At 56.2% G+C, this 24,396-nt stretch carries 21 protein-coding genes; 8 read left to right on the forward strand and 13 right to left on the reverse strand.

What is annotated here, in order from left to right:
• Positions 1-23 precede the first annotated feature (23 nt).
• A complete protein-coding gene (locus C3F13_18280) occupies positions 24-830 on the forward strand; it encodes a hypothetical protein (protein ID PWB49787.1) in 807 nt (268 codons plus the stop codon).
• Between the two features lie 22 nt (positions 831-852).
• Here the strand turns inward: C3F13_18280 and C3F13_18285 are convergent, their stop codons facing one another.
• The 12 genes from C3F13_18285 to C3F13_18340 form a co-directional block, all read right to left on the reverse strand.
• Complete coding sequence (locus C3F13_18285) at positions 853-1,767, reverse strand: hypothetical protein (GenBank protein PWB49788.1); 915 nt, start codon at positions 1,765-1,767, stop codon at positions 853-855.
• A gap of 53 nt (positions 1,768-1,820) precedes the next feature.
• Positions 1,821-2,174, reverse strand: a complete 354-nt coding sequence (locus tag C3F13_18290) for a hypothetical protein (protein ID PWB49789.1) — start codon at positions 2,172-2,174, stop codon at positions 1,821-1,823.
• Positions 2,171-3,361 carry an acetyl-CoA acetyltransferase gene (locus tag C3F13_18295; GenBank protein ID PWB49790.1) on the reverse strand — a complete coding sequence of 397 codons (1,191 nt, stop codon included), beginning with the start codon at positions 3,359-3,361 and terminating at the stop codon, positions 2,171-2,173. The genes C3F13_18290 and C3F13_18295 overlap by 4 nt, the downstream gene beginning before the upstream one ends.
• Before the next feature lie 4 nt (positions 3,362-3,365).
• A complete protein-coding gene (locus C3F13_18300) occupies positions 3,366-4,049 on the reverse strand; it encodes a hypothetical protein (GenBank protein PWB49850.1) in 684 nt (227 codons plus the stop codon).
• A 73-nt stretch (positions 4,050-4,122) separates the two neighbouring features.
• The gene (locus C3F13_18305; protein PWB49791.1) at positions 4,123-5,004 is read right to left on the reverse strand and encodes a cyclase; all 882 of its coding nucleotides are present in this window, start codon (positions 5,002-5,004) and stop codon (positions 4,123-4,125) included.
• A gap of 58 nt (positions 5,005-5,062) precedes the next feature.
• A complete protein-coding gene (locus tag C3F13_18310; GenBank protein PWB49792.1) occupies positions 5,063-6,460 on the reverse strand; it encodes a hypothetical protein in 1,398 nt (465 codons plus the stop codon).
• Positions 6,461-6,467: 7 nt separating this feature from the next.
• On the reverse strand, positions 6,468-8,039 hold the full coding sequence (locus C3F13_18315; protein PWB49793.1) for an FdrA family protein: 1,572 nt from the start codon (positions 8,037-8,039) through the stop codon (positions 6,468-6,470).
• Positions 8,036-10,390, reverse strand: coding sequence for a dehydrogenase (locus C3F13_18320; GenBank protein PWB49794.1), 2,355 nt, complete (start codon positions 10,388-10,390; stop codon positions 8,036-8,038). Before C3F13_18320 ends, C3F13_18315 begins: the two co-directional genes overlap by 4 nt.
• Before the next feature lie 25 nt (positions 10,391-10,415).
• Positions 10,416-10,907, reverse strand: a complete 492-nt coding sequence (locus tag C3F13_18325) for a (2Fe-2S)-binding protein (protein ID PWB49795.1) — start codon at positions 10,905-10,907, stop codon at positions 10,416-10,418.
• Between the two features lie 23 nt (positions 10,908-10,930).
• Positions 10,931-11,836 (reverse strand): dehydrogenase, encoded by a 906-nt coding sequence (locus C3F13_18330; GenBank protein ID PWB49796.1) that lies wholly within the window; start codon positions 11,834-11,836, stop codon positions 10,931-10,933.
• A 320-nt stretch (positions 11,837-12,156) separates the two neighbouring features.
• Complete coding sequence (locus C3F13_18335; protein ID PWB49797.1) at positions 12,157-13,152, reverse strand: hypothetical protein; 996 nt, start codon at positions 13,150-13,152, stop codon at positions 12,157-12,159.
• Entirely contained in the window at positions 13,149-13,436 is a 288-nt protein-coding gene (locus C3F13_18340; GenBank protein PWB49798.1) for a hypothetical protein, read from the reverse strand. The genes C3F13_18335 and C3F13_18340 overlap by 4 nt, the downstream gene beginning before the upstream one ends.
• A gap of 390 nt (positions 13,437-13,826) precedes the next feature.
• On the opposite strand from C3F13_18340, the gene C3F13_18345 reads away from it, so the two are divergent.
• The 7 genes from C3F13_18345 (at position 13,827) to C3F13_18375 (ending at position 20,824) form a co-directional block, all read left to right on the forward strand.
• Entirely contained in the window at positions 13,827-14,012 is a 186-nt protein-coding gene (locus C3F13_18345; protein PWB49799.1) for a hypothetical protein, read from the forward strand.
• Between the two features lie 23 nt (positions 14,013-14,035).
• Positions 14,036-14,419 carry a hypothetical protein gene (locus C3F13_18350; GenBank protein ID PWB49800.1) on the forward strand — a complete coding sequence of 128 codons (384 nt, stop codon included), beginning with the start codon at positions 14,036-14,038 and terminating at the stop codon, positions 14,417-14,419.
• 3 nt (positions 14,420-14,422) lie between these two features.
• Positions 14,423-14,731, forward strand: a complete 309-nt coding sequence (locus tag C3F13_18355; protein ID PWB49801.1) for a hypothetical protein — start codon at positions 14,423-14,425, stop codon at positions 14,729-14,731.
• Positions 14,716-15,264 carry a hypothetical protein gene (locus tag C3F13_18360; GenBank protein PWB49802.1) on the forward strand — a complete coding sequence of 183 codons (549 nt, stop codon included), beginning with the start codon at positions 14,716-14,718 and terminating at the stop codon, positions 15,262-15,264. The genes C3F13_18355 and C3F13_18360 overlap by 16 nt, the downstream gene beginning before the upstream one ends.
• A 161-nt stretch (positions 15,265-15,425) precedes the next feature.
• Positions 15,426-17,051, forward strand: coding sequence for a hypothetical protein (locus tag C3F13_18365; protein ID PWB49803.1), 1,626 nt, complete (start codon positions 15,426-15,428; stop codon positions 17,049-17,051).
• 167 nt (positions 17,052-17,218) lie between these two features.
• Positions 17,219-18,589 (forward strand): hypothetical protein, encoded by a 1,371-nt coding sequence (locus C3F13_18370; GenBank protein PWB49804.1) that lies wholly within the window; start codon positions 17,219-17,221, stop codon positions 18,587-18,589.
• Positions 18,590-18,709: 120 nt separating this feature from the next.
• Positions 18,710-20,824 (forward strand): hypothetical protein, encoded by a 2,115-nt coding sequence (locus C3F13_18375; GenBank protein PWB49805.1) that lies wholly within the window; start codon positions 18,710-18,712, stop codon positions 20,822-20,824.
• Between the two features lie 162 nt (positions 20,825-20,986).
• Here C3F13_18375 and C3F13_18380 read toward each other — a convergent pair whose 3' ends face one another.
• Positions 20,987-24,298 (reverse strand): hypothetical protein, encoded by a 3,312-nt coding sequence (locus tag C3F13_18380; GenBank protein PWB49806.1) that lies wholly within the window; start codon positions 24,296-24,298, stop codon positions 20,987-20,989.
• Positions 24,299-24,396 lie beyond the last annotated feature (98 nt).

Genomic DNA, 24,396 nt, shown 5'->3' on the forward strand with positions numbered 1-24,396 from the left:
ATTTCACCGCTGGCGTACAGTGAATGCCCCCGAATGTCACTTTCGCCGGTGTGGTCACCGGGCTTGTGCACCAGTCCACTGTGTTTTGGGAATGTCCTGACCAGCTTACCTTTACGGCGCACCCAGACCGGGTTTCGCGTTACAATTCCAGTATGGAGCGTAACGAATGGCTCAAGCAACGCCGCCACCTTTCTGAAGAGCGCTATGACCGGTTGTGGGCCCCAATTTACGACGAGCAATGGGGCAACTACATCGGTCCTCTCCACCAGCAGATGCTCACCCGCGTGCTTAATGGCCTGCCGGCCCAGGCTCTGATCCTGGATGCAGCCTGCGGGACGGGTAAATACTGGCCGATACTATCCGCCAGTGGGCGCGAGTTTGTTGGCATTGACCAGTCAGCTGCCATGCTGGAGCGTGCCCGTACGAAATTCCCCCAGGTGCCCGTTCACAAGCTGGGTTTGCAGGAGATGCGCTTTAAATCAGCCTTCGACCTGATCATCTGCATGGATGCCATGGAGAACGTCTTCCCCGAAGATTGGCCGCAGGTGCTGGCAAATTTCCGGCGGGCGCTTAAACCTGCCGGCCAGCTGTACTTCACCGTGGAGATCGCCGACCCCGCCAGCCTCGAGGCCGATTATCACTCCGCCCTGGCGAGAGGGCTGCCCGTGCTGCCTGGCGAATCGATTGGACCGACAGGCCCTGGAGATGAACAGGGGGGTTACCATTTCTACCCTTCTATGGAGCTGGTACGCCAGTGGCTATCTGCAGCCAACTTTTCCATCCTCGAAGAAGCTGAGGCGGACGACTACCATCACTTCTGGTGCCGGTAATTAGAAATGGCCGATCGCGACGTCAAACTGGAAAGCTTCCATTCCCCCAGGTCGCTAATCCCACCAGCAAGCCGGTCACGGTATCCATGCCCGAGGTATGCCCCTCATGTAGTGCTTCTTCAGTTGTAATTACCAACTGCTCTCTCCCTGCACATTTTGTGATTGCCGTCGCCAGGCCTGCCAACCGGCTTGAGACTTGGCCGTGCGCCGCGTGATAAAGGTATGTACGGCTGATGTCGTTCGTCTGGTGTGAAAGGCGAATGACGAGCTTCCACAATTCCCTGAGGTAAATCAAACGCATTGCATTGCTACCTGCCACACATTGTAAGCCTGTCAGGAATCCCACCAGGAAGTCATCGCCGCTGGGGGTCAGCCCAGATCCGAGGCCGATCAATCTGGCGACGATTTTCCCAACAGACGCATCGAGGTTCCGCACAGCTTCAATGAGCTCACGGATCAATTCCCCCACTCTATTGCGTATAGTCGATTGGGCTGAATCGCCCGCATGCCACAGCTCAGCTGCCTGGATCTCTGCGTTGTACGACCTCTGCCGTTCATTGAGTGCCTGCCATACCAAGGTCCAGGCTGCAACGACCTGCGGGGTGATGTCATCCGCCGCCAGGCTCGGCAGGCTGCACTTCCAGCGCTTCGCCGGAGCCAAGTCGATCTCAATTTGCTCCTGGTCATCGGCTAAAACCGCGCCCCGGCAGGTAAGCCAGTCACCGGCCTTGAAATACAACTCAAAGGAGAAACCCTCTGGTGTCGCCATGCGCACCCCCTGGGGTAAATCCGCACACCCGGCAGTCACCAAAGTCAGCAGCCGGTTTGATGTTATCGGCCGTAGATTTACCGCCTCATGGAATACGCTGTGCACAGTCGCATCGAAATCTTTGCGTGGCACAGCGTATCCCAAGGTGATTGCTTTTAGCTGAATCACGTATCGTTCATCGTTCGAATGGCATTGCGTGAGCTGGCCAAGTGCCACTAACCTTACTTGATCGGCTCGAATTTTAAGCCGTATACATCTTCTCCGTATTGCTCCTTGATCGGCTCCCAGCTGGGCTTTACCTTCATGCCCACCTTCAGCTTGTCGACTGAATCGGTCTTGATCTGGCCCATGGCCTTGACCTTGTTCTCAAATTCGGCCACTCCAATCACCAGGTAGCGTTCGTCGAAACCCCAGGGCAGGTTGAAGATGGCCGTATAGGTCAGCAAGGTGGCATTGCCTTTCGGTTTTACCACCTCGAAATCCCGGTTTTTACATTCCAGGCAGCGGTCGTGGTAGGGGTAGTGTAGCTTTCCGCATTTCTTGCATTTATAGGCCGTGATGGCGATTTCCTTCATGGCTGCACCCTCCTGAGGATAAAGCATAATACGTTGTTGCCGAAACCCCCAAAATTAACCGTCAGCCCGATCTCTGCGCCTTGCACTTGCCGGTTCTGGGGTAGCTCATGCCGCAGCTGCCAGACGATATCCACCACCTGGGCTACACCGGTGGCGCCCACCGGGTGACCACGCGCTTTCAGCCCGCCTGATAGGTTGATCGGTATTTGCCCACCCAGGCGTGTTTTCCCCGTCTGGGCAGCTTTACCGCCTTCGCCCTTCTTGAAGAAGCCAATGTGCTCACTCTCGGCGATCTCCAGGATGGTGAAGGCATCATGCAGCTCAGCCACGTGCACATCCGCTGGCTTGATCTTTGCCATGGCGAATGCCTGCTGGGCTGCCAGGCTGACCGCTTTCAAATCCGTTGGATCGTCGCGTTCCGCCAGTGTGTGCGTGTCGGTGGCCTGGCCGAAGCCGGCAATGACCACCGGCGTCTTGGTGAATTTTTTAGCCATCTCCAGCGGGCACAGTACTACTGCGGCGGCCCCATCACTGACGGGGCACAGGTCATACAGGTGCAGCGGGTCGGCTGAAGTGGGGTTATTGACCACGGCGTGCGGGCTATCGAAAATCCCGGCCCGGTCAAGCGCCATCTCGACATGTGCATAAGGATTGAGCGTGCCCATCTCCTGGTTCTTCAAGGAGACCGCCAGCAGGTCCTCACGGGTTACTCCATACTTTCTCATGTATAAGCGGGTAAACATGCCCGCCATGCCAGGCAGGGTGATGCCGTAAGGGTATTCCGCCTGCGGGTGGGTCATGGTGGCCACAAAATCGGTGGCGCGCCAGCCGGTCACCTCGCGCATCTTCTCGCCACCCACCACCAGCACGGTGTCGTAGTAGCCTGATGCAACCGCCAGCAGGCCGTTTTTAATCGCCGAGGCTCCTGAGGCGGGTCCATTCTCAATGGTCTCAGCCGCGGCGGGCAGCAAGCTGAGCCGGTCCACCAGCGAGCTGGCGATGGAGGTTTGATGCTGTAAAATGCCCCCACCCATGTTCGCCACATACACAGCATCGACCGATTTATCTCCCAGTCCGGCATCGTCCAGCGCTTTTAACGCCGCGTATGCCAGCATATCCATCAGGGTGTCTTCGTCACGCCGGCCAAAGGGAATCATGCCGACGCCAACGATCGCTACGTCTCTCATCTCCTCACCTTCCTTTCAGACCGGCGATACGTTCGCGGATCGTATCATCATCTGCGAACTTGATATCAGCCATGGCTTCTTCGAGCAGGTCCTGGGGTACCGGCCGATCGCCCACTACCAGGCGTGATTTGGCAGCATTGTAGATTTCGCGCGTCAGCCGATAAGAATCGCCACCGCCCATCTCATGCGGGATCTTGGTCGGCTCCAGAGGATACTCGATCATCCAGCGCCTGAAGCCGATCGGGCTCTCGGCCACGATCAGCACTTCCTCCTGCCCGATGAAGTCCATGTGATATTCCATCTTGGCAGCAAACAGGTGCGAGCCGATGCGCAGGCCTCGGTCAATCGCCAGGGTATGGTAGCTCATACCCACTTTTGGGTTCTCCAGCCGCCCATTGACCACACCCACCAGGTAACCATCCACCTGGCCCATCAGGCAGTACTCGCTCTTCACCCGGTAGCGGTACCATGCCAGCAGCTCGCCGTACAGCCTGGCACTGACGATATCGTAATAGTCTCGCTCAATGAACATACACGGGTGAACCGATTTCAGGATCACCGGCACATCCTCGCGCCTTGCCTGGCGCACCACCATCTTCTTGCCATTGGCTAGGATGATCACTTTGGGTGGATAAGGCGGCATGGGGATCTGTTCGGGGCGTAGAACCGCTTCAAGTTCCATATCAATTGGCATACGGGGCCTCCTAATTTACATCCAATATTGAAACTCACGGGCAGGCTGATCGCCTCCCCTGGGTTCCTTATTCCATATTTTTGCTGCTCAGCTTGTTGATGCGCTCGAGGTGAGCCGGGTCATAGGCATCCCCAAACTTCGTTTTCTGCATACCGGCTTTCTTGGTCATGAGTTTCTCATATTCGGCATCATCCACCATCGCCACGCAGCGCGAGATACACGACTCGCCATCCACGAAGCGCCATGGGAACATCCCGATGGTCACCCGACCGTTGATTAGCAGGTCTATCTCACCCCCCAGGCACTCGGCATGGATGATGCCGTATGGGAACATCTCCAGGTGCATAAGCTGGTATTTAGTGTCGTCAAAGAAGTCAGCCAGCGGCATGCCATACTTCTTCCGGAACACTTTATCGGCCTGGCGGGCCTGCCGGGGCATCCAGTCGCGGATGATGGTGTTCATCGGGTGGTCGGCACTGCCGCAGTCTACACCGATCCAGCGCAGTTTCTTCTGCTTAGCCCACACCGCAAATTCCCGGTCGGGGCCGGGGTGTTTGACCATGTAGCGAATTTCGTCGGCATTGGGCGAATCCCATCCGAAGTGATGGTAGCCGGTGTGGATGATGAGGATATCTCCCTCCCGCACCTCGACGCGCTCCTCCACCATTTGGCTGGTGTAGACGTCGTAATCCCCGCAAGCATCGCTCAGGTCAACCACCGCCGCTTCATGGACGAGGAAATCCAGATCCAATGAAGCGATGTCTTTGCCGGGGGTATGGAAGTGGATTTCGCCATCCAGGTGGGTGCCCAGGTGGTTGGAATGGGTCAGCAGCTGCCCGTTAGCTCCATTCGGCGCCAGGCGTTTGAAATACTTGATCTGCAGCGGCTCGTACGTGGGCCAGGGTGGGGTGGCAACCCCCAGAGGGACAGTCAGGTCGATAAATTTCATTTTTCTCTCCTTTTATGCATCATAAATTCAACACGTAGATACCCAAGGCTTGATATCTTTATATCTCACTTAGTGCTTTCCACGCCTCTCGAAAACATGCTTCCGGTGCTCTGAGAATTCCTGCCCCCACCATGCCTACCCCGGGGTCTTTGTGGGCGATGCCGGTATTGATCTGCGGCAGGATGCCGGTCTCCATCACCTTGCGTACATCGATCCCCAGCGGTGTACCGCGGAAGTTGAGCGTTGGGATGGTCAGATTCTCATGCTCACCGAAGGTGATCTCGTACATTTCAAGGGTCGTGCGGGTTGCCAACTGGGGTGTGCCGCCCACGAACTGGGTGATGGCTGGAGCAGCTGCCATCGCCATCCCACCGTAACCCGCCGTTTCGGTGATCGTGCTGTCACCGATGTCAGGGTTCGCATCCTTTTCTGTGTATTGTGGGAAATATAATCCCTGCACCTTGCCAGCTGGTGCGGTGAACCAGCGATCGGGCATGCTCGCCAGGCGGATACCGAAGTCGGTGCCGTTGCGCGCCATCACCGTCACGATTGAGCTGCCCGCCACACCTTCGGCTGGCTCAAGCATGGCCTTAGCGGCGGGCATGCTCAGGTTCAGGAAAAAGTGGTCATTGCGGTCGATGAACTCGATCACCCTGGCCAGTACTTCGTTATCCCGGTTGGTGCGCGCCAGTGCCGGTCCGATCGCCCGCAAGAACAATGAGGTGGCTGCCCGGTTGCGGTTGTGGCATTCATCACCCATGTGCAGGGCCTGGGCGATCAAGCTCTTGATGTTTATTCCATCAGGCAGCGATCCTAGGGCGCGGTCCAGGGCTGGATACAGGTCGCTTGCCATCCATTTAAGGCGGGCATACACCTCCTGGCCCATCCCGCCGTAGCGCAGCACTTTCCCCAACCCTTCGTTCAGTGTGCAGAAAGTCCGGTTGCCGAATGTCTTGTTCTCCAGGATGAACACCGGCATGCTGGGCGAGACGACCCCTGCCATGGGGCCTACGGCGTGGTGATGGTGGCAGGGTGAAAATTCGATGGCACCCGAGGCTGCCAGCTTTTGAGCGGCCTGTTCATCCGGGCAGATCTCCTCGTAAATTAATGCCCCCATCACAGCCCCACGCGTCGGCCCACACATGCGCTCCCATGCAATGGGTGGACCGGCATGCAGGATCATGCGCTCGTGCATCCCAGGGATGACCTCCCGAGCGATCCCCATCCCCACCAGCACGGGTTGGCCCCGGCGAATACGCTCAACTGCTTCCTGGTTGGCTTCGTCAATGTCGATCCCGCCTTGCGTATGCTGCAGGTGCGGGATGCCTGCCCTGGGCGGCTGCCAGTCGACGTTGATGACCTTTACTCCCTGGTCCTTGACCGACTGGGCCATGCTTTCCAGCCCCAGGTTGAGTACGGTTAATTCTTTTCCAAATAGGTCCTTGATGCCTGTCATTCCGTTGTTATCCTCGATCTGCGATGATCATACCCGCCAGCCTGGCTGCCTGCGCGTTGCTCTCGCACACCATCACCCCCGCCTGGGTTAGCACAGATGTGGATCGGCTCAGGCATTGTGGGTCAGCCTCCGTGCCAGTCACCGAGGCCGCTACCGCGAGCTCGCGACCTTCCTTATGTGCCAATTCCCGCGCCGCGCTAACCGCCCTGGATAGCTCACCGGCAGGGTCAGGATGTGCCCCATAGCCCAGGACTACATCGAGTAGGATCAGTGCGGTCTGTGGGTCGCTCGCTTCCTGCAGCAGGCGACGGATGCGCAGGTCGTTATCGATCATCGGGTGCGGCCTCCCGACGGTGAATTCCTCCTCGCCCAGGTCGATTGCCGTATGCCCCTGGCTGCGAGTGGAATCTGCCAGCGTTAACCCGCCCGGTAGCGGGGCATTCGAGTACACCGGATTGATGCGCATATCCTTCCAGATCACCTGCGCCTCGTAGCACAGGGTGCCTCCCGAGAATAGCCCCCGCAGGTAACGCTGCTTGGGGCTTAGCTGCTTCCTGAGCTCGCCTGCCTGGTGTGCCAGTTGGGTGGCATCTTTAGCCAGGTATTCTTTCACTTCCCCAAGCTCAGGCTTCACTGCCCGTGCTGCGTATAGCGCACATTCCTGCAGGGTGTGTGCATAGGTTATGTGTGGGATTTTAGTCCGATCCGCATCATCGCCTCCCAGGAAACAGATCATGCTGGGTTTTTTGCTCTGAACCACCTGGCTCAGGATCGAATTTGCCACCGCCGGGTCAGGCGGCTTGCTGACCAGCACAAGCACCCGGGTGGCAGGGTCCTGTTGGAGCGCTTTCACGCTTTCCAGCATCATGATCCCCCCCACTTCTTTGCGCAGGTCACGCCCGCCCGTCCCGATACCCTGGGTGATGCCCACACCCTGCCGGGCTAGCAGGCAGCTCACTTCCTGCAAGCCAGTCCCCGCGGCCGAGATGATTCCCACCGGCCCTTCCGGCAGCACGTTGGCGAATCCCAGCGCCACGTGGTTCAGGATGGCCGTCCCGGCCCCTGGCCCCATCAAGAGCAGGCCGTGCTGGCGCGCATAGGTCTTGAGGGCGATCTCATCTTCCAACGAAACATTATCGCTGAATAGCAGCACATGCAAGCCGTGGTGTAAAGCTTCCCAGGCTTCATCCGCGGCAAACCGTCCCGCCACCGAGATGACTGCCAGGTTCACGCCCGGGTTTGCAGCCAGGGCGCTCCGCATGGTCTTCGGAGTGTATTCGCTACCTTCTCCACCCCCGGTTTTTTTCTTCAACAATGCTTCGGCTTTGGCGAGGGCGGCGATAGCCAGCGCATCACTCTCACACTTGACTGCGATCAGCAGGTCATCTGGGCTGGAGGTTTCCGCTTCCTCGCTGAGCAGCCCGGCCTCCGCCAGGATGGACAGGTTCGCCTGGGTGGCCATCACCACGGCCGCGTCGTGCACGCCTTCAAAATTCGTAAGCTCACGCGCTGCCAGCATCAGGCTGACCGAGTCATGATATTCAGCAGGTTTGATCAGGGTTCGAACGACCATTTTCATTCCTTCACGATTCCGGCATCCAGCATGGCCAGATAGACTTTTTCGGCAGTGAAGGGTGGGCCATCAAATCTAATGCCGATGGCATCGTAGATGGCGTTGGCGATGGCCGGCACGGTTGGCACCATCGAGTGTTCGCCGATGCCGCGCGCCCCCCACGGCCCATCCGCCTGGGGCACCTCGACGATGATGGATTGCATTTTCAGTGGGGCATCGGCGGTCGTGGCAATCCGGTAATCCACAAAACTGGCATTTTGCACCACGCCGCCTTTTAATTGCAGCTGTTCGAATAATGCCGAGCTGATCCCCTGCACCAGCCCGCCCTCCATCTGCGCTTTCACCATCTCGGGGTTGATCGCCTTGCCGACGTCAAAGGCTGCCACACCCTTGAGGATCTCGATCTTCCCGCTATCCAGGTCCACTTCGAGCTCGATCGCCTGGGCACCAGTGGTGAAGTGCACCACAGCTTGCTCGCCCTGCCCGGTTTCGGGGTCCAGGCCAGTGACATACGTAGGCATGAAGCTGCCCCGTCCGATGATCGGACCCCCCAGCCAGCCCGAGCCGTCCGGTTTGGGCAGACCGTATACAACGAGCTTTTTCAGTGAGATTTCTTTTTCGGTCTTGAACGAGACCACGCTTCCGTCGATGATATCCAGGTCATCGATATTTTCTTCCCAAGCGTTGGCCACCAGTTCCAGCACCTGTGTTCGAGCATCGTTCGCCGCATTGATGATCGCATTGCCGGTGCTCCAGGTGATGCGGCTGGCAACGGTCTGCCATTCGTAGGGGCTGTAGCGCGTGTCAACCGGGGTTGCCAGCCTGACGCTTTCGAAGGGCACCCCGAAGGCCGCGGCTGCCATTTGGGCCGCCACGGTGAAGGCGCCCTGCCCAATATCCTGGCAGCCGATCCCCAGCGTGATCATCCCGTCCTCCGATAACTCGATCCAGGCGCTTGATCCGGCATTGGGGGGCATGGCAGGTGCCTTCCACATCAAGGCCAGGCCTTTACCGCGGCGCTTGTTCGGGCTGCTGGGTGGGGCTACCTTCCCCCACCCGATCGCCTGGGCCGCTTTCTCAAGGCACTCCGCCAGGCCAGTTGGGTGCATTTTCCCGCCTGTCGCTAATATGCTGTGCTCCGTCAGGCAGTTCCTGCGCCGCAGCTCGACCGGATCCATCCTGATCTGGTACGCCAGGTCATCGATGCACTGCTCCAACCCGGCGTGCATCTCGGGCATGCCGAAGCCGCGCATCGGGCCGCCCACCGGGTGGTTGGTGTACACACAGTAGCTGTCGGTTTTCACATTAGGCACTTCGTACGGCCCGGTGCAGCTGTAACCCGCCGCACGCGTGATATTCACCCCATATTCGGTATAGGCACCGCCGTCCCAATAGAAGGTGTTCTCCATGGCGAGGATCTTACCGCTCGCATCGCAGCCGATCTTGAAATAAGAGATCAGGCCCTGGCGTACGAAGGCGGTATAGAACTCCTCCTCACGCGTCAGGAGTAGCTTCACCGGGTGGCCCCTCACCTTGGTGGCGATGGCCACTGCCAGCGATTCCATGCTCACGCCGGCCTTACCACCGAAACCACCTCCCACCACCGGAGCCACCACCCGCATGCTGCTCTGGTTGATCCCCAATGTTTGGGCGATCAGGTCGCGCTGGGCGAAGGGTGACTGCGAGCTGTCCCACAGGGTCACCTCACCCGAGGCATCCACTTTTGCGATGGCCACATGCGGCTCGAGCGGTACGTGCTGAATGTGCGGGATGCGGTATTTGCGCTCGATGATGGCCGCACACTGCCCCCATGCTTCGGTCATGTTTCCTTTGCGGATCTTGAAATGGTTTGAGATGTTCGTGCCCGCTACCGGCATGATGAAATTCGCCACCACATATTGACCGAGCTCCGGGTGGATAATCGGGGCGGTTGGGCTGGCCCCAAATTCGGGGTCCAGCACTGGCGGCAGCACTTCATATTCCACCTCGATGAGGTCCAGGGCTGCCTCGGCGATCTCAACCCGCGTTGCCGCTACGCCGGCAACGGGGTCACCCACGTAGCGCACGCGGTCGCGGCAGAAGATGTAGCGGTCCTGCAGGTACAGGCCGATGTGACCAGGAAAATCCTCCCCGGTAACGACGGCTTTCACGCCTGGCAGGGCGCGTGCTTTCTCAATATTGATCCGCTTGATCAGGGCGTGTGGGTGGGGGCTGCGTTTGACGCGGGCGTGGAGCAGGGCGTTGCCAAACTGGATATCATCTGCATAGAGTGCCGCGCCGGTCACCTTATCCGGTGCATCGACCCGTTTTGTGCTTTCACCGATTGGATGGGTATGTTCGCTGTTGCCCTTTGCCATAGGTTGCTTCCTTCATGAACGCAGATCAAGCGGTAGTAAACGCCAATGCCGCCTGCTTTTTAGCAGCTACCTTCACGGATTCGATGATCCTCTCGTAGCCAGTGCAGCGGCATAAATTCCCGACCAGTGCTTCACGAATCTCAGCTTCATCCGGGTCAGGGTTGCGCCTAAGCAGTGCTACGGCGGAGATCAGTACGCCGGGTGTACAGAACCCACACTGCACGCCGCCCGCCTCGATCAAGGCTGCTTGGATGGGTGCCAGGTGACCATCCTGTGCCAACCCCTCCACGGTCAGCAGCGTCGCGCCGTCACATTCCACTGCCAGCACCATGCAGCTGTTGATAGGTTCCCCGTTCATCAGCACCGTGCAAGCCCCGCACTCGCCTGCTGAGCAGCCATTCTTCGTGCCCGTGAGTGCCAGGGTCTCACGCAGCATGCGCATCAGGGTCATGTTGGACGGAACGATGACATCTTCCTGGCTGCCGTTGACGGTTAAGCTTATCTTGTGATAATTCATCTGATCCTCTACTCGCCGTGGGCTTACAGTGCTGGTTTGCCGAGCTTTTCTAATACTTCGTGCAACGCTCTGATGGTCAAATTTTTGACCATCCCTTTGCGATAGCGGGCGCTGCTGCGTATATCGTCAATCGGTGCGCATGCCTCAGCTGCCATTGCAGCGGCTTCCAGCACCGATGTGCTCGTGATGGTTCGCTCAGCCAGGTAGTTTTCAACGTTTAATAACAGGAGAGGTGTTGGGGCGACGGAGGAGAGGGCTACCCGTATGCGCATGCTCGAAGGGAGCTCAACCTCCGGCCAGCCCAGCACGGTCACAGCGACGATGGCCAGGTCGCTGAGCTTGTTACGCCCCAGCTTGAGATACCTGCCCACCGCTCCCTTTTTGGGCGGCGGCAGGTGGATTGCCGTAACCAGGTCTCCATGGGCAAGGGAGGTCTTGCCCGGCCCCAGGAAGAATGAGCTGAGGGCTTCAAAGCGTTTGCCATGGAGGCCGTAGATCTGCAGCCTGGCATCCAAAGCCAGGCAGGCTCCGAGCGTGTCTCCCGCCGGGGAAGCATTACAGATATTGCCTGCCACGGTCGCCCGGTTGCGCAGCTGGTAGCTCGCTACCGATTGGCAGGCCTCCGCCAGGAGTGGGTAGTGCTTCTGCACTGCCGGGGAGGCGATCAGCTGGTTCATTGTCACTGCTGACCCGATCGTCAGGCCTTGCGCAGGATTGAAGGCCAGTTCTCGCATCCCGGGCAGGTTCTTTACATCTACGAGGAACCTGGGCTTCAGGAAACCGTCCCGCATACGCACGAGCACATCCGTACCCCCCAGGAAGGGTCGGGCCTGCTCGGCATGCTGGGCTAAAAACTGGCTGGCTTCCAGCAGGGTGGTTGGGCTGATGTAATCAAATTCGGGCAGCGTTGGGTGAGAATCGAGGCTCATGATCGTACCATCCTTACCGTGATCAGTGAATTCTCCACACAATAGAATGGCGGTTCAACGATATGTGCTATTTATATCAGACTGGATAACTGTTTATCTTTATTCTACTTTACTTTTCCAGCTTGTTGATGACCAGATGGGCAAATCGCTTCTGGCTGGTCAAAAAAGGTTGCACATCAGCCAGCCTGAAGATTTCTAAGGATCATCAATAGAATTCACTCTGATCCTGGAATTTTCGGTTCTATTTCCCCCATAGATGTCATCCTGCCTGACTATCTATGTTGTACCTGAGATAGTTCAGGCAGGATGAGGGGGTTGGTCTACGGTTCCACGGGTCGTCTTCCCCGCGGCTTCAGCAATCCTGCCAGGATAAGCGCTGCACCGCTGATCGTCAGGATCAATGCTGGTATAAATTCGTCAAATCGACGACTGAGGATCGAAGTTACCAGGGCGATGATCAAAAAGCCTACGGCTGGATAGATGGCCCAGCCGGTAGGGCGGCTGGATCGCAGCATCCATAAGATACCAAAAGTGATGGCGATCCCCAGCATAAGGATGCTGGAGTAGCTACCGAATGAGAGTCCGCCGATCATGAAGAAGGTATCGGGGGGGAGTAATGAGACCGCTATCGCCACAACTCCAATGCTCGCGAAACAGCCAGCCGGGATCAACGCCCACCAAGCCTTGGGTGACATAAAGAATGTCACCAAGAATGGTATGGTGAACAGAAACATCACGATGGAGCCCTGGATCTCGCCTGCCTGTAAATACTCGATCAGAGGCAGTGTACCGATAATCGCCAGTACTGAACCCGTGATGAGTGCCCATTTCCGTGTGCGGTTGATTCCGAAGACCACCAGGAATGGTAAAGCAATCCCGTAAAGGAATATGCTCCCGATCACATTCTCATCGATGAGCTCGGATAAGGTGGGGATGAAGCAAACCACCGTCAGGATCCAGGCAGGGATGAGTAATCCCCAATGACGGCGGTCAACCAGGTAACCCACATAGAATGGAATTGCAATGCTTGCTAAAACTACAGATGCGATATAGGGGCTGGCCCCTGGGATAAGGTTAAGCACAAATACCAACGCCAGGGCTGCGCAGGTCAAGGCGGGGAATAGCCAACCCCAGCGCCTGATTCCGCTAACAAAATAACTGACGAAAAATGCCAGGCTGAAGCCAGCAAAGATGGCTGACCACATCTGGTCGGACATAACATCCAGGTCAATCGATTCCAGCTTGGCTGCCAGTACCAGGCCGCCCATGCAGATCAGGATGATTCCCCAGAATACTTTGATGATTGTTTCTTTCATGTTCCTATCTCCCTTATAAATAAAGAAATTTTCTGATGTGAAGTGTGCTCTAAATAGCTGCTGACGGTGAATAAATCCGCATTGTCGTACCACAAGGGCTTATTGACGAGTGCGCGCGGCTGCCAATGATTTATAGTAATTTCATTTATCTTTTTGTATGACATCATCCCTCCTATCCACCACCATTCAAGGTCTTGCAGCCTTATGGAATATCGGAATGAATTCTGCGATCTTCCACCAGCCCGATCCTTAGTATGTTGGTATGTCTTTAGGTTTTTTAACATTACCCCTCTTTAGTTTTGGGTCAGCTCTTTTACGACAGTCCCATAATAAAACAACCTGCCAAAAAAAACATGCCCTGAATTGGGTATTAAAAGGGGATTTCTTCGGTCAGCTACTCAGCGCCGCGGCTGCCTCCACATGGTGTATTTGCAATTGTCTGATGAGCTATAATATCCAGAAAGGCGCAAAATAATAGCGACTATCACTAGCAATGGTTTCCAGAAAACACTGGCAGTTTTCACCGCTGCCATTCCAGTGCTAGGCCGAAAGTCAAGGCTACAAAATGGAATATCTCAATCTCAGGCTGCGATGGTCGATGTTTATGTGGCTCACAATGGGTCGGATTATGTGTCGACCCGGTGACGCTGGACTATTGGATGTGCAAGCATGTGATGTACCCGTGCGCTCCCAGCCAGACTTTTATGAACCCGGATAATAATAACAACCTGCGTAAGTCATTGCTGGGTTGCCAATCGAAAGGCGTGGGAACCATAACGGAAGCGGAGATTAAACTCCACTATTTCGACCTGATAGCAGACCATCGGATATTCTTGCCGAATACCACCAAATCCCGCTAACAGATGCAGATTGTCATAATGGGGTGACCTATAAAAAGCTTGTAACTCTCTATATCCTCGGTCAGCTCCTGAGCATCGTCGTAGCGGGGGTGGCCATGTTCTGGCCCGCCGGGCGGATTGACTGGTGGGCTGCCTGGGCAGTCATCCTCGTCTGGCTGGTGTGGTTCACCGCAGTGGATATCGTCATCCTGCGATCCAACCCCGACCTGCTTCTTGAACGACTGGCACCTCCCAAGCAGGCCAAAAACTGGGATAGGACCCTGCTAAGTATCATCCGCCTGCTGGAGCTGGCACGTTACATCCTGGCCGGGTTCGACTTGCGTACCGGCTGGACGCAAGGCTTTCATCCAGCTGCTCAAATTGTTGCGTTCGTGGTGTGCCTCTTATGTACTGCCCTGTATGTGTGAGCCATGGCCTCCAACACCTTTTTCTCCCAGGTTGTGCGCATCCAAGCAGACCGCGGCCACACGGTCGCAACGGGTGGGCCATATAAGGTTGTGCGCCATCCATCTTACCTGGGAATGGTCTTCTTTGAGTTGGCCTTATCCACCTTACTTGCTTCCTGGCCGGCGATCATCATTGGTGGAATATGTGCTATTTTGTTCATCCTGCGCACCGCCCTTGAAGACCGAACTTTGCAGGCAGAGCTGCCGGGATATCCAGCATATGCCCAGCGCGTGCGCTATCGTCTTGTACCCGGGATATGGCGAACACGATGAAAAAAGGATTCCTCAAGCAAGCCCGCCGTGAGTATAACCCTAACCAGCGCCTGATTTTCCTCATCTGCCTGGCCCCTATTTTCCTATTCATTTTGCCCTTTCTGCAGGTCAGGCTGGGCGCAAAACTCGACCAATGGCTGGGATTGCCAAGTGTTTTGAGTTATCCATACAATCTGATCATCGGCTGGCTGATGATCTTCTCAGGGTGGTTGTTTGCCATCTGGGCGAATTACAGCCAGTATACCATCGGGAGGGGCACACCCGTCCCGCTCATGGCCACCCAGCAGCTGATCGTCCAACCTCCTTACAATTACTGCCGCAATCCCATGGCCTTGGGGTCATTTGTGCTCTACCTGGGGGTAGGTTTGCTTTTTCACTCCCTCGGCGCGGTGCTACTTGTGGTGGTATTCGCAGTCAGTCTCATAACTTATATAAAGCGCGTGGAAGAGAAGGAAATGGAAATCCGGTTTGGACAGGACTACCTGGCTTACAAGCAGCGCACCCCGTTTCTCATCCCCCGATTTTGGCGCTGACCTTTCAGTTTATATAGCCGCCTTCTAGCCGGCTGATCAACCCAACTTGAAGTGCACCAAACAATACCCTGGATATTAATTAGTAGTTTTTACTATCATTTTGTATAATGAGTTAAGCAGGGTGGATATAACGTATCTGCGTTTGAGCGAGAGGAGAATGAATGAGAAAAACCCTAATATTGATTCTCCTGGTTAGCCTGATCCTGGCGGCTTGCTCAGCTAACCAACCCTCACCGTTACCCTCCAACCAGCCACAGGAGCCAGCCGCCAGCAGCCCGGTCGTGATGGCCAGCCCTACCAGCTTGCCTGCTACACCGACCATTGCACTTCCAACATCAACGAACACGCTCACGCCCGCCACAGCCACGCCGATACCCTCTCCAACCCAGCCGCTACCTCAAGGTATGCCTCTGATTGCATACGAACACCGTGTCGCCTCTGAACAACGCCTGGTCTTTCTAAATCCATCCGATGGCACCTCGAAGGAATTCAGATTCCCAACCGGAGCAATATTCGCCACGCCTTTCCTGGCAGGTCTTTCCCCCGACGCCCGGTACTTTGTATATTACGAAGGCGCCAGGCTTGAGATGTATGATCAGCTGGTTGCCGAGCCGTCCAATTTTGTAATGCGCGTCCTGGACCTGGAAAGTCAGAAGGTCATCTTTTCGACGCTGCTTCTCAGCCCGGATTTTCCCCAAAACCTGAAACCGATCGTCGAAATGACGACGGAAGAGTATTGGATGGATGAGCCTGACCGCCAGGCTATGTTGGATAATATGTATTACACCATGCAGCGAACAATGCTGGGGAAAATTCGCAGCGTAGCCTGGTCGCCAGATGGCAGCCTGCTGGCATATGCATCGCAAGACCCGGGTCCCACCTCGGATATGTATTATTACGACCCGGCACAGGGTAATTCATGGCGCGCATCTTCCGAACCGCGCCACGTGTTTAACCTCACCTGGGCGCCTGATTCCGCCGCGATCGTCCTTGAAACCACCCTGTACCAGACCCAGGGGACGCACATTACCACCGATGTGCTGGACCGCCTGGGGACAATAATCCGGACGGTTGAAGACATCGGCTACTTCAGGGAGTGGTTCGCTCCAGACATGATGTTATTCAGTCGCTTTACCGATTCGGGTGATTCTTATTTCGAGCTGGTTCTGGTATCAGCCAGTACTGGCGAGCAAACCATGCTCTGGGAAGGTTCTTTCGCTGATCTTGCGATCGCACCGGACCTATCCAGCTACATGCTCACCAGCTCCCAACCCAGCAGCGGACAACCCCCCGGGCTCTACTTGGTGCTGACCGGCACTGAGGCTCCCCTGCATCTTTCTGAGTCAGTTGGCTGGAACGTGTCGTACGTGGGTGCGGAGCCCTTTAGTTATGTTGGCGGTGCACCCAGCACAGGCATCTTTGGCGACCCTCAAACAGGCGGCTCTTACAGTGTCTCGCTGATCGGTGAGTTAACCTTGTTCGACGAAGGCAATCATTATTTTCTGGCCTCCCCGGATGCCAGGTTTCTGGCTGCCTACGGACCTTATGAAAAAATTGCTGGTCTGCGCATGTTCACGGGCGATGGGAAACCCCTGGTAACCTTGAGCAACTCTGTGATTCGCTGCCTTAACTGGGATCCAGCTTCCAGCGTCCTGGCATACCAGGATGGGAAGAGCCTGTACCTCTGGCAGGTGGGAGAGTCATCCGCGCGCCAGGTAGCTAGCCAGCTCGAAACGAAACTGGAGTACGGCGAGTGCGGTTTTACCTGGGTTGGCATTCATCCCTGAGCGTAACCCCATAGTTACCTCGTCGGAAATTTTTTTCTCGCAAGACATGATTGATACCCTGCTCATTAAGATTTTTTCCACCCAACAGGATTCAATATTGCCTGGATAAAAATGAGAATAAATCAATTTCTATCGCGGAGCTAACAGTCTTGGTAAGGTAAGGAGAAATGAAACACCAGATATTAATACTCGTTGGGCTCGCAACGTTGCTGTCTGCCTGCACTTCATCGGCCATTTCTGGCCCCACATCGACCTCATTACCAACCCTGCTTCCTCCACGCAGTCCCACCATTGAACTCACAGCCACACCTGCCCCGACCCTCACCAGTGAACCCACGATCAATTCCTCGCCGACTCCCACGCCTTCGCCCGTGCCGATCGCGGAACACCGCATCGGTGTCCGTTACGTGGATGGGTTGGGTGAGTTTTATGACAGGCTAGACAATGCGAAGTTTGTGCCGCGCGGCATGAATTATGCCCGTGTGGACCACATCGTTAACGGCAATCACTGGCACTCGACGTTTGACCCTGCCCTCTATGATCCGGACGAAATCGACCGGGCGCTCCATCAAATGGAAGCGGACGGTTACAATGTGGTGCGCGTCTTTTTCGACTGCTGCTCCGCTGCTGGTCAGCAGGTCGGCAGCACCCTGCATGGACTATCCCATAGCTACATGGAGAAGGTGGTCGATTTCCTGAAGCATGCCAAACAGCACCACATCTACGTGATCCTGATCACGGATGGGACGCCTGCTTACGGTGGCTATAATGACGCCCTGTGGAGGGCGTATACCCCTCAGATTAGCGGGAATAATCCCCGCTACCTGACCAGGGGTGGATTGGAAGCTAAGCTGGAGTTCGAAGTCGATTTTATCAGGGCCCTGATCGAGCTCCAGGCACCCATGGACGCCATCTTCGCCTATGACCTGACCAACGAAGTCCATTTTGATACCTTTGAGCCCCCATTTACTTTATCAGCCGGCCTGGTGACAACCGGAAATGGTAAAACCTATGACATGGCGGAACCGGACGAACAGGTACGTATGGCCAGCGATAACTTGATCTACTGGATCGACAACCTGCGCCAGGCCATCCTCCAGTTGGACCCAACTGCCCTGGTGGAAGCCAGCTTTTTCTCCCCCCTGGCACCCATTCCATCGCGGCTTGATGATTCGTATGTCAGCGTAACCGGGGCGGTCATCGCTGGATCGCAGGCCGACTTCATTGAGCTGCATCCTTATCCTGGAAAAGGGTATGACTTGATGGAATATGCTGAATATTATGGGATTGAGGCGAACACCTCCAAGCCAGTATTGATGGGGGAGTTCGGTGTATGGACGAGCGACTTTGATTCGGCGGTCAGTGCGGCGCAATTCCTGCAAAACTGGCAGATCCAATCTTGCCAGTATGGCTTTGACGGCTGGCTGTTGTGGACCTGGGATACCGAGGAATCTGAAGGATTATGGAATGCATTAAGCCAGAATGGTGAGATCGAAAAAGCGCTTGCCCCGATTAACTACCCTGACCCATGCAAATAGCGATGCAGCCACCTATGCAGAATAACACTGTCGTGGTCATAAAACATACCCTTAAATTCCCGCGGCATGTCTGCATCGTGATGCAAGCCAAGTGTGGAAATTGTCGATGAGGTGAAGCCAATGGGCAAAACCTTCTGCGCCGTAATCACCCTTGGATTTCTACTGGCAGCCTGCACGCCAACGACGACTGTTGGCATACCAGCCAGCAGCACTCCGGGTGCTGCCAGTGCAACCGCGCCCCGGGCTTCAACTCAGCCTTACACCCAGACACCCATAAGCCCATCTACCCAGACCAGTTCGCCATCTCCCATGGAGACTCCTGCGCCTATCCCTGAAATTTCTTTCAACCTCACCCGCTTTGCCCAGCTGGGAGGCAGCATTAAAGGCATCAGCATTGCGGGTGATGTGGCCTACGTCGGGATGGGCCCACGCCTGGCGGAGATCGATATCAGCCAGCCAGAGCAGCCAATATTAATGCGGCAAAGCGAAGCGCTACCGGGCCTGGTCACCCAGGTCCTGCAAATCTCGGAAGATACTTTATTGATCAACGCCGGCAAGTTCTTGCTGGTGATGAATGCTTCTCCCCGGGCCGAATTACGGCCGCTCGCCCAGCTCGCCCTTGAGGGAGCCATCACGGCCATGGCGTGGGATGAAGAAAGTCGCATCCTATATGCCGGTCAGTCGATCTACCAGCGCCAATCAGCCTACACTGGGCTTATCGCGGCTGCTAAACTTTCCCCGGAGAACCAGTTTACCGTGCTCAATTCAGTTACCATGCCCGAGTGGCCCATGAGCATCGCCCTGGGCAGCCAGGGTTTATATGCCGGTGCAGAAGGAGAACTGGGCGGCCTGTACTACGTCCCGGTAAGTGGCACTGGTGAGATGTCTATCCCTAACCAGGTGATCGCTTCGACCCCTGAAGAACCGCTACAACCGCTCAGCCTGCGCGTGATCGGTGAGCGCTTATATCTATGCTACCGCGATATCCGGGCCTATGACGTTACCAACCCGGAGGAACCTGCGAAGATCTGGACAGTTTCTTCAGGGGGAGACGTGGTGGCGGGCTTCAGTTTTGTGGGAGATAAGGCCTACTACTTCGGCTGGACTATCCTGAGCGAGTATGTTCAGGATGTTGCTAGCTTGCCACAGCCCATCCTGGGTGACGCGGTGGGAGAAACGGTATCTGTCACGGCTATCCATAATGGAAATTTCCTGGTTGCCTACAATGACCTTGAGATCTATGCTGACTCTGGCACATCCCCCTTGCAGCTTCTGGGCACGTACCAGGCGCCGATAATCCACGCCATCGATGCCACTGCGAACGACCAGGCAGTGTACGTGGTTGACAACGGGCTGGGAGCCAGCAATAGCCCCGTGACATTACGGGCTTTCAGCCTGGCCGATCTCACCCCCCTCGGGCAGGTGAAGACGGAGCTGGCCAGCTGGTACCGCTACGTTGGCATAGCGCTTGAAGGCGATAGGATCTACCTTGCAGAAGAGCAGGCCTTATGGGTGTATGACATCCGCGCTCCCCAGCCGGTGTTGCTGGGCAAAGTGGATATTGGCCAGGGAGCGATTACCGCAATCGCAGCCATGCTGAGGGGTGGCCAGCGATTGCTGGTTGCTGCCCAGCAAGCCGAAGATGATTTAAGTGTGCTTACGCTGGTTGACCTATCCGATTGGCAAAACCCGATCAAGCTGGGCGATCCGGTTATTCTCGATCAAGGCGATTCCCAGCAAATTATTTGGGAAGGAACCCATTTGTCCGTCCGTCTGGATGGAAGCTATCACTCAAAATTCGATACGATCTACACGCTTGATTTTGATGGGCAAAGCCTGGAATTGCGTGAATCGCTCATGTTGGAAGACTATATCCACCATCTGGCAGCCAGTGAAGGCTCGCTTGCCGTGACAGGCACCCGTAGTTTTTTAAGCGAGGACTACCTCTCGATGCTCGAGCCAGGGCCGTTGAGAGAGCTATCACAAACGACTTACCCCGATCATGGCGTGGGTTTAGCCCTGATTGGGGATTTAGCCTGGATTGTCGTCGGGGGTGATTATGGAGCGGCCCAGCTACGGGTGTATGAGGTCAGCGATCCTGTCCACCCGCAACAGGTGGAAGTAATGGATATCGCTCAAAGTGAAAACTTTACCGTTCCGATCATTGAAACCAGCGCGTATGTTGTCCTGGCGAATGGTTCCGGAGGCATCGAGCTGTTGGAATACAACCAATGATCTAAAGTGATCGGCGCGTCGGAGGAATAGGGGTGAGCTAAAAAGCCCAACCTACCCTGAACGCTGACCATCCCTTCGTGCATCCAGCCTGCTCAGCAGCGGTCGCACTCGCAGCCTCACCCCTTATGTACTTGAGCAACAGGCTGTTTCCGCGCGTGGTCCCTACTTATTCATCCTGAGCACTGCCGGAAGCCAGATGTACTTTATGCTACGCACCGTAACCACCCGCCCATTGCCAGTGTCGGCAATCACCAGGTCGCCATCCTGGTCAACTGCCACGCCACGTGGGGCGTTAAAAAATCCCGAGTAACCATCATTCGGCTGGTCATACGCAGCCAGGAAGTTGCCATCCAGGTCAAGCACGACAATGCGGTTATTGCCAGTATCCGCTACAGCCAGGATTCCCGGTGGGCCAAACGAAACGCTGGTGGGAGCGTTGAATCCCGAGGTAATCGAGCCGAGGTAGCTGAACGTTTCCCCATTAAAGCCAAGGATCACCAGGCGGTTATTACCCCGATCGACCACGAAAACTCGGCCACTCTGGTCTACTGCCAGGCCCTGCGGGTCGTTGAATTGGCCCGCGCCATTGCCGTAGGTGCCGAACTCAGAAAGGAAGTCTCCCTGGCTGTTGAATGCCTGCAGGCGGTTGTTACCACTGTCAGCCACCAGGATGCGTCCGCAGCTCAGGCTGTCACCCAGGCGAGGCGTGTCGCTGATGCGGAACTCATCAATGATCGCATCGATAGTCTGCTCGCTGCTAAGATCCGTGCCAATTGCAAAGCTATCTCCCGTTGGATTCGCAGTCCCTCCACATACAGTTTGCGCCACCTGGAGTCCGTCTTCGAAGAGTGCCATCTCAGGCCCGTCCCAGGTGATGGCCAGGTGGTGCCATTCACCATTTCGCCAGTCTGCCACGTTATGTGGAGCACCGCAGCTTCCGCCACCAAAAAACCGGTCGAATACCAGGTTGCTGATCGGGTCCTTGCGCAGGTGAAAGATATTATCGCCTTCTCCCCACCAAAATAGCGTATGATTGCCGCCATCATCACCATCCCAGATGGGTTGAATCCAGAATTCGATCGCGCCCTGTTGGTGGTTTATGTTTCCCTCAACTAAGTAGGTCAGGGTATCCGTGTCATCGATCAGCACCCCCTGGCCGTACCGGCCTGTGTCAAAGCTAGTGCCTTGATGCGCTCCAGGTTCTCCTTGTTCACCGTTATAAGAACCGTCAAAATGGAGCAACAGCGAGGTATGCTCATCGTCTTCATAAGGACCGCCAAAGCTGCATGCCTCCCCCCAACCTGCCACGCCGCTGGGGGTCTCAAATTGGCCCGGGCCGGAACCCTGCTCACCAAATTCCAGCAGCGGTGTTCCGTCAAGCTCAGCTGTCCTTACGGAGTGGGTGTCAGTGTACACGTCGCCGGGGTGGCTGAACAGCAGGTGGTTGCTGGCCGTCATCGCCATGTACTGCGAGTACTCCAGGTGAAAGTGGACCGAGCCGACATACTTTTGGAAGGTACCGCCTCCATCCTGGCGGATCAGTGCATAACCGTTGCGCGGGTCAAGGATGTAGCGCCCTCCATCGGATGTGATTGCCACGGAGGTAGGGTTGGTAAGGGTGGGTGCCCAGGCAAAGTTGCTGAAGCCGCTTTCGGTGCCTGTGGAGCTGACCGCGGTCACAGCGTACACCTTGCTGCCGTATGAGCCGGCTGGGTAGTTATCCTCGAAGCACATGCTATCCGTCACCTGAGCGATCTGCTCGTAGGCGAACATTGGCGCTGAAGCACGGTACACCCGGTAGCTGGAAGGCACCGGAGGTGTGCCGGGTTGCCAGCATATTTTTGCTCCATCGCCCTGTACCTGCGGGTTGCTCACCCGCGGTGCCTGGGGTGCCAGAAGGGGTGGTACATGGCTGCTAATCACAAATGTGTGACTGATCGTGTCACCCATCCAATAAGCCAGGTTGAATTCCGTGATATCCAGCCAGCGAAACTCCTCGTGGTCTTCCTGTTTCAGGCTCACCAGGAACAGGTTCTGGCTGCCGATGATATCCACCACCCCAAAGGGATTGTCGTGAAGCACATGCCCGTTGGCGGTGGTGGTTCCGCCATTAACCGTCCTGTTGGTGAGTAGAAAACGGCCTGAGCTATCCGTGGTGCCGTTGATATCCGGCGGGTCATCAAAGGCGGATTGGCCTGTCCAATCGGGCGTGCCGTTGCGCTGCCAGAGCTTCACCTTCACATCCTGGGCCGGGTTGCCCTGGTTATCCAGCACCAGGAAATAGTTCTCGAGTGGGATGTCAAACAGGTAAGCACCGTAATAACCGTTACGGTAACCCTTATAGGTGGATGCGCCTCCCACCACATGGCTCGAGTACCGGTACCACTCCGTATGCGGCCAGATATCACCCCCGCCCATCAGGTCGGGGCGTGGCCAGGCGAAACTGAAGTTGACCGGGTTGCCCAGGTGATCGTTAACCTTTAACGCCGAAGGCTCAGCACCGATGGCGTACAGGTCGATGATCGCCACCTGGTGGCTCATCTCGTGGATCAAAGCCCAGTCAATATCCGTGGCGGGGTCATACCAGCCACTCGCCCCGTGCCGGTAGTCGGCGTTGATAAACCATCCCCCGTCTGGCCCAGGGATCGTGGGGTACGCGTTGCTTAAGGCGATCTTGTCGATCCGCACCCGTAGCGTCGCTCCATCGGGTGCCACCGGGTAGGTTGAATATTTGAAATCCCAGTTCATCATCGTCATTTGTTTCTGGATCCAGTCCTCCGCCGACCTCGGCCACTGCGGGTCGACCGGTTCGTTGTAAGCGGTGTACATTGCCGGTGTGAAGAAGAAGTGGAAGCTCATGGCGTTGGTCGGGTCTTCCAGAGTGTTGTTACTCTCAAAGCTCTCTGAGATCAGGTCGTCCGGATCGGCGCTGAAGGCTACATTATGATCGCCCAGCGCCTGCTGCCCGTCGGCAGACATCTCATGTCCCCAGGGCCACTTGTAGGTCGTGGTGATCTCCTGCGCAGGGGCTAAGCCCGGCAGGCTACCACTGGCGACCTCAACGGAATCAATATACCAGGCGTAATCGAACGTCGGGCTTGGAGCGGTTCCCTTGTTGATGATGTGAGCTGTGAAGGTTACGATCTCTCCCTGCTCAGGCCAGCGCTGGTCTTCTTCTGTACCAGGGCATAAAAAGGGTATGCCTGGCTGGCCGGGGACGTCCCACGGATACTCGACACAGTAGGCCTGGTATAGCGGACTGCGATTGATAAAGGTGACGTCCAGGTCGATATCTTCCAGGGCGGACGAGCGCATTTCTGGAAGGGATGCCTGGAGTGTACTGGATGTATTACCGCTCGAGCTGAACGCCAGGGCACGGCTGGCTTGTTGCCCTAATAAAATGAGCAGTGTGAATGCAACCGTCAGCCCCAGGCACAAGCAAACACTGGCTAGTAGACCCCGCTTGGATTTCATATGATTATCCTTTCGTATATTACCCAGAAAAAGGAACTTACTATGCTATTGAGATTAACGGGCTTTTGTTGCAGGGAGTTCCCACGTCAGGCAGAATG

The sequence above is a fragment of the Anaerolineales bacterium genome (assembly GCA_003105035.1).
GTDB lineage: Bacteria > Chloroflexota > Anaerolineae > Anaerolineales > UBA4823 > FEB-25.

What these genes read in the sequence shown, in the direction of transcription:
- C3F13_18280 (PWB49787.1), top strand. Translation starts at nt 24, where the DNA reads ATGCCCCCGAATGTCACTTTCGCCGGTGTGGTCACCGGGCTTGTGCAC.
- C3F13_18290 (PWB49789.1), bottom strand. Translation starts at nt 2,174, where the DNA reads ATGAAGGAAATCGCCATCACGGCCTATAAATGCAAGAAATGCGGAAAG.
- C3F13_18295 (PWB49790.1), bottom strand. Translation starts at nt 3,361, where the DNA reads ATGAGAGACGTAGCGATCGTTGGCGTCGGCATGATTCCCTTTGGCCGG.
- C3F13_18305 (PWB49791.1), bottom strand. Translation starts at nt 5,004, where the DNA reads ATGAAATTTATCGACCTGACTGTCCCTCTGGGGGTTGCCACCCCACCC.
- C3F13_18310 (PWB49792.1), bottom strand. Translation starts at nt 6,460, where the DNA reads ATGACAGGCATCAAGGACCTATTTGGAAAAGAATTAACCGTACTCAAC.
- C3F13_18315 (PWB49793.1), bottom strand. Translation starts at nt 8,039, where the DNA reads ATGAAAATGGTCGTTCGAACCCTGATCAAACCTGCTGAATATCATGAC.
- C3F13_18320 (PWB49794.1), bottom strand. Translation starts at nt 10,390, where the DNA reads ATGGCAAAGGGCAACAGCGAACATACCCATCCAATCGGTGAAAGCACA.
- C3F13_18325 (PWB49795.1), bottom strand. Translation starts at nt 10,907, where the DNA reads ATGAATTATCACAAGATAAGCTTAACCGTCAACGGCAGCCAGGAAGAT.
- C3F13_18330 (PWB49796.1), bottom strand. Translation starts at nt 11,836, where the DNA reads ATGAGCCTCGATTCTCACCCAACGCTGCCCGAATTTGATTACATCAGC.
- C3F13_18335 (PWB49797.1), bottom strand. Translation starts at nt 13,152, where the DNA reads ATGAAAGAAACAATCATCAAAGTATTCTGGGGAATCATCCTGATCTGC.
- C3F13_18340 (PWB49798.1), bottom strand. Translation starts at nt 13,436, where the DNA reads ATGTTAAAAAACCTAAAGACATACCAACATACTAAGGATCGGGCTGGT.
- C3F13_18345 (PWB49799.1), top strand. Translation starts at nt 13,827, where the DNA reads ATGTACCCGTGCGCTCCCAGCCAGACTTTTATGAACCCGGATAATAAT.
- C3F13_18355 (PWB49801.1), top strand. Translation starts at nt 14,423, where the DNA reads ATGGCCTCCAACACCTTTTTCTCCCAGGTTGTGCGCATCCAAGCAGAC.
- C3F13_18360 (PWB49802.1), top strand. Translation starts at nt 14,716, where the DNA reads ATGGCGAACACGATGAAAAAAGGATTCCTCAAGCAAGCCCGCCGTGAG.
- C3F13_18365 (PWB49803.1), top strand. Translation starts at nt 15,426, where the DNA reads ATGAGAAAAACCCTAATATTGATTCTCCTGGTTAGCCTGATCCTGGCG.
- C3F13_18370 (PWB49804.1), top strand. Translation starts at nt 17,219, where the DNA reads ATGAAACACCAGATATTAATACTCGTTGGGCTCGCAACGTTGCTGTCT.
- C3F13_18375 (PWB49805.1), top strand. Translation starts at nt 18,710, where the DNA reads ATGGGCAAAACCTTCTGCGCCGTAATCACCCTTGGATTTCTACTGGCA.
- C3F13_18380 (PWB49806.1), bottom strand. Translation starts at nt 24,298, where the DNA reads ATGAAATCCAAGCGGGGTCTACTAGCCAGTGTTTGCTTGTGCCTGGGG.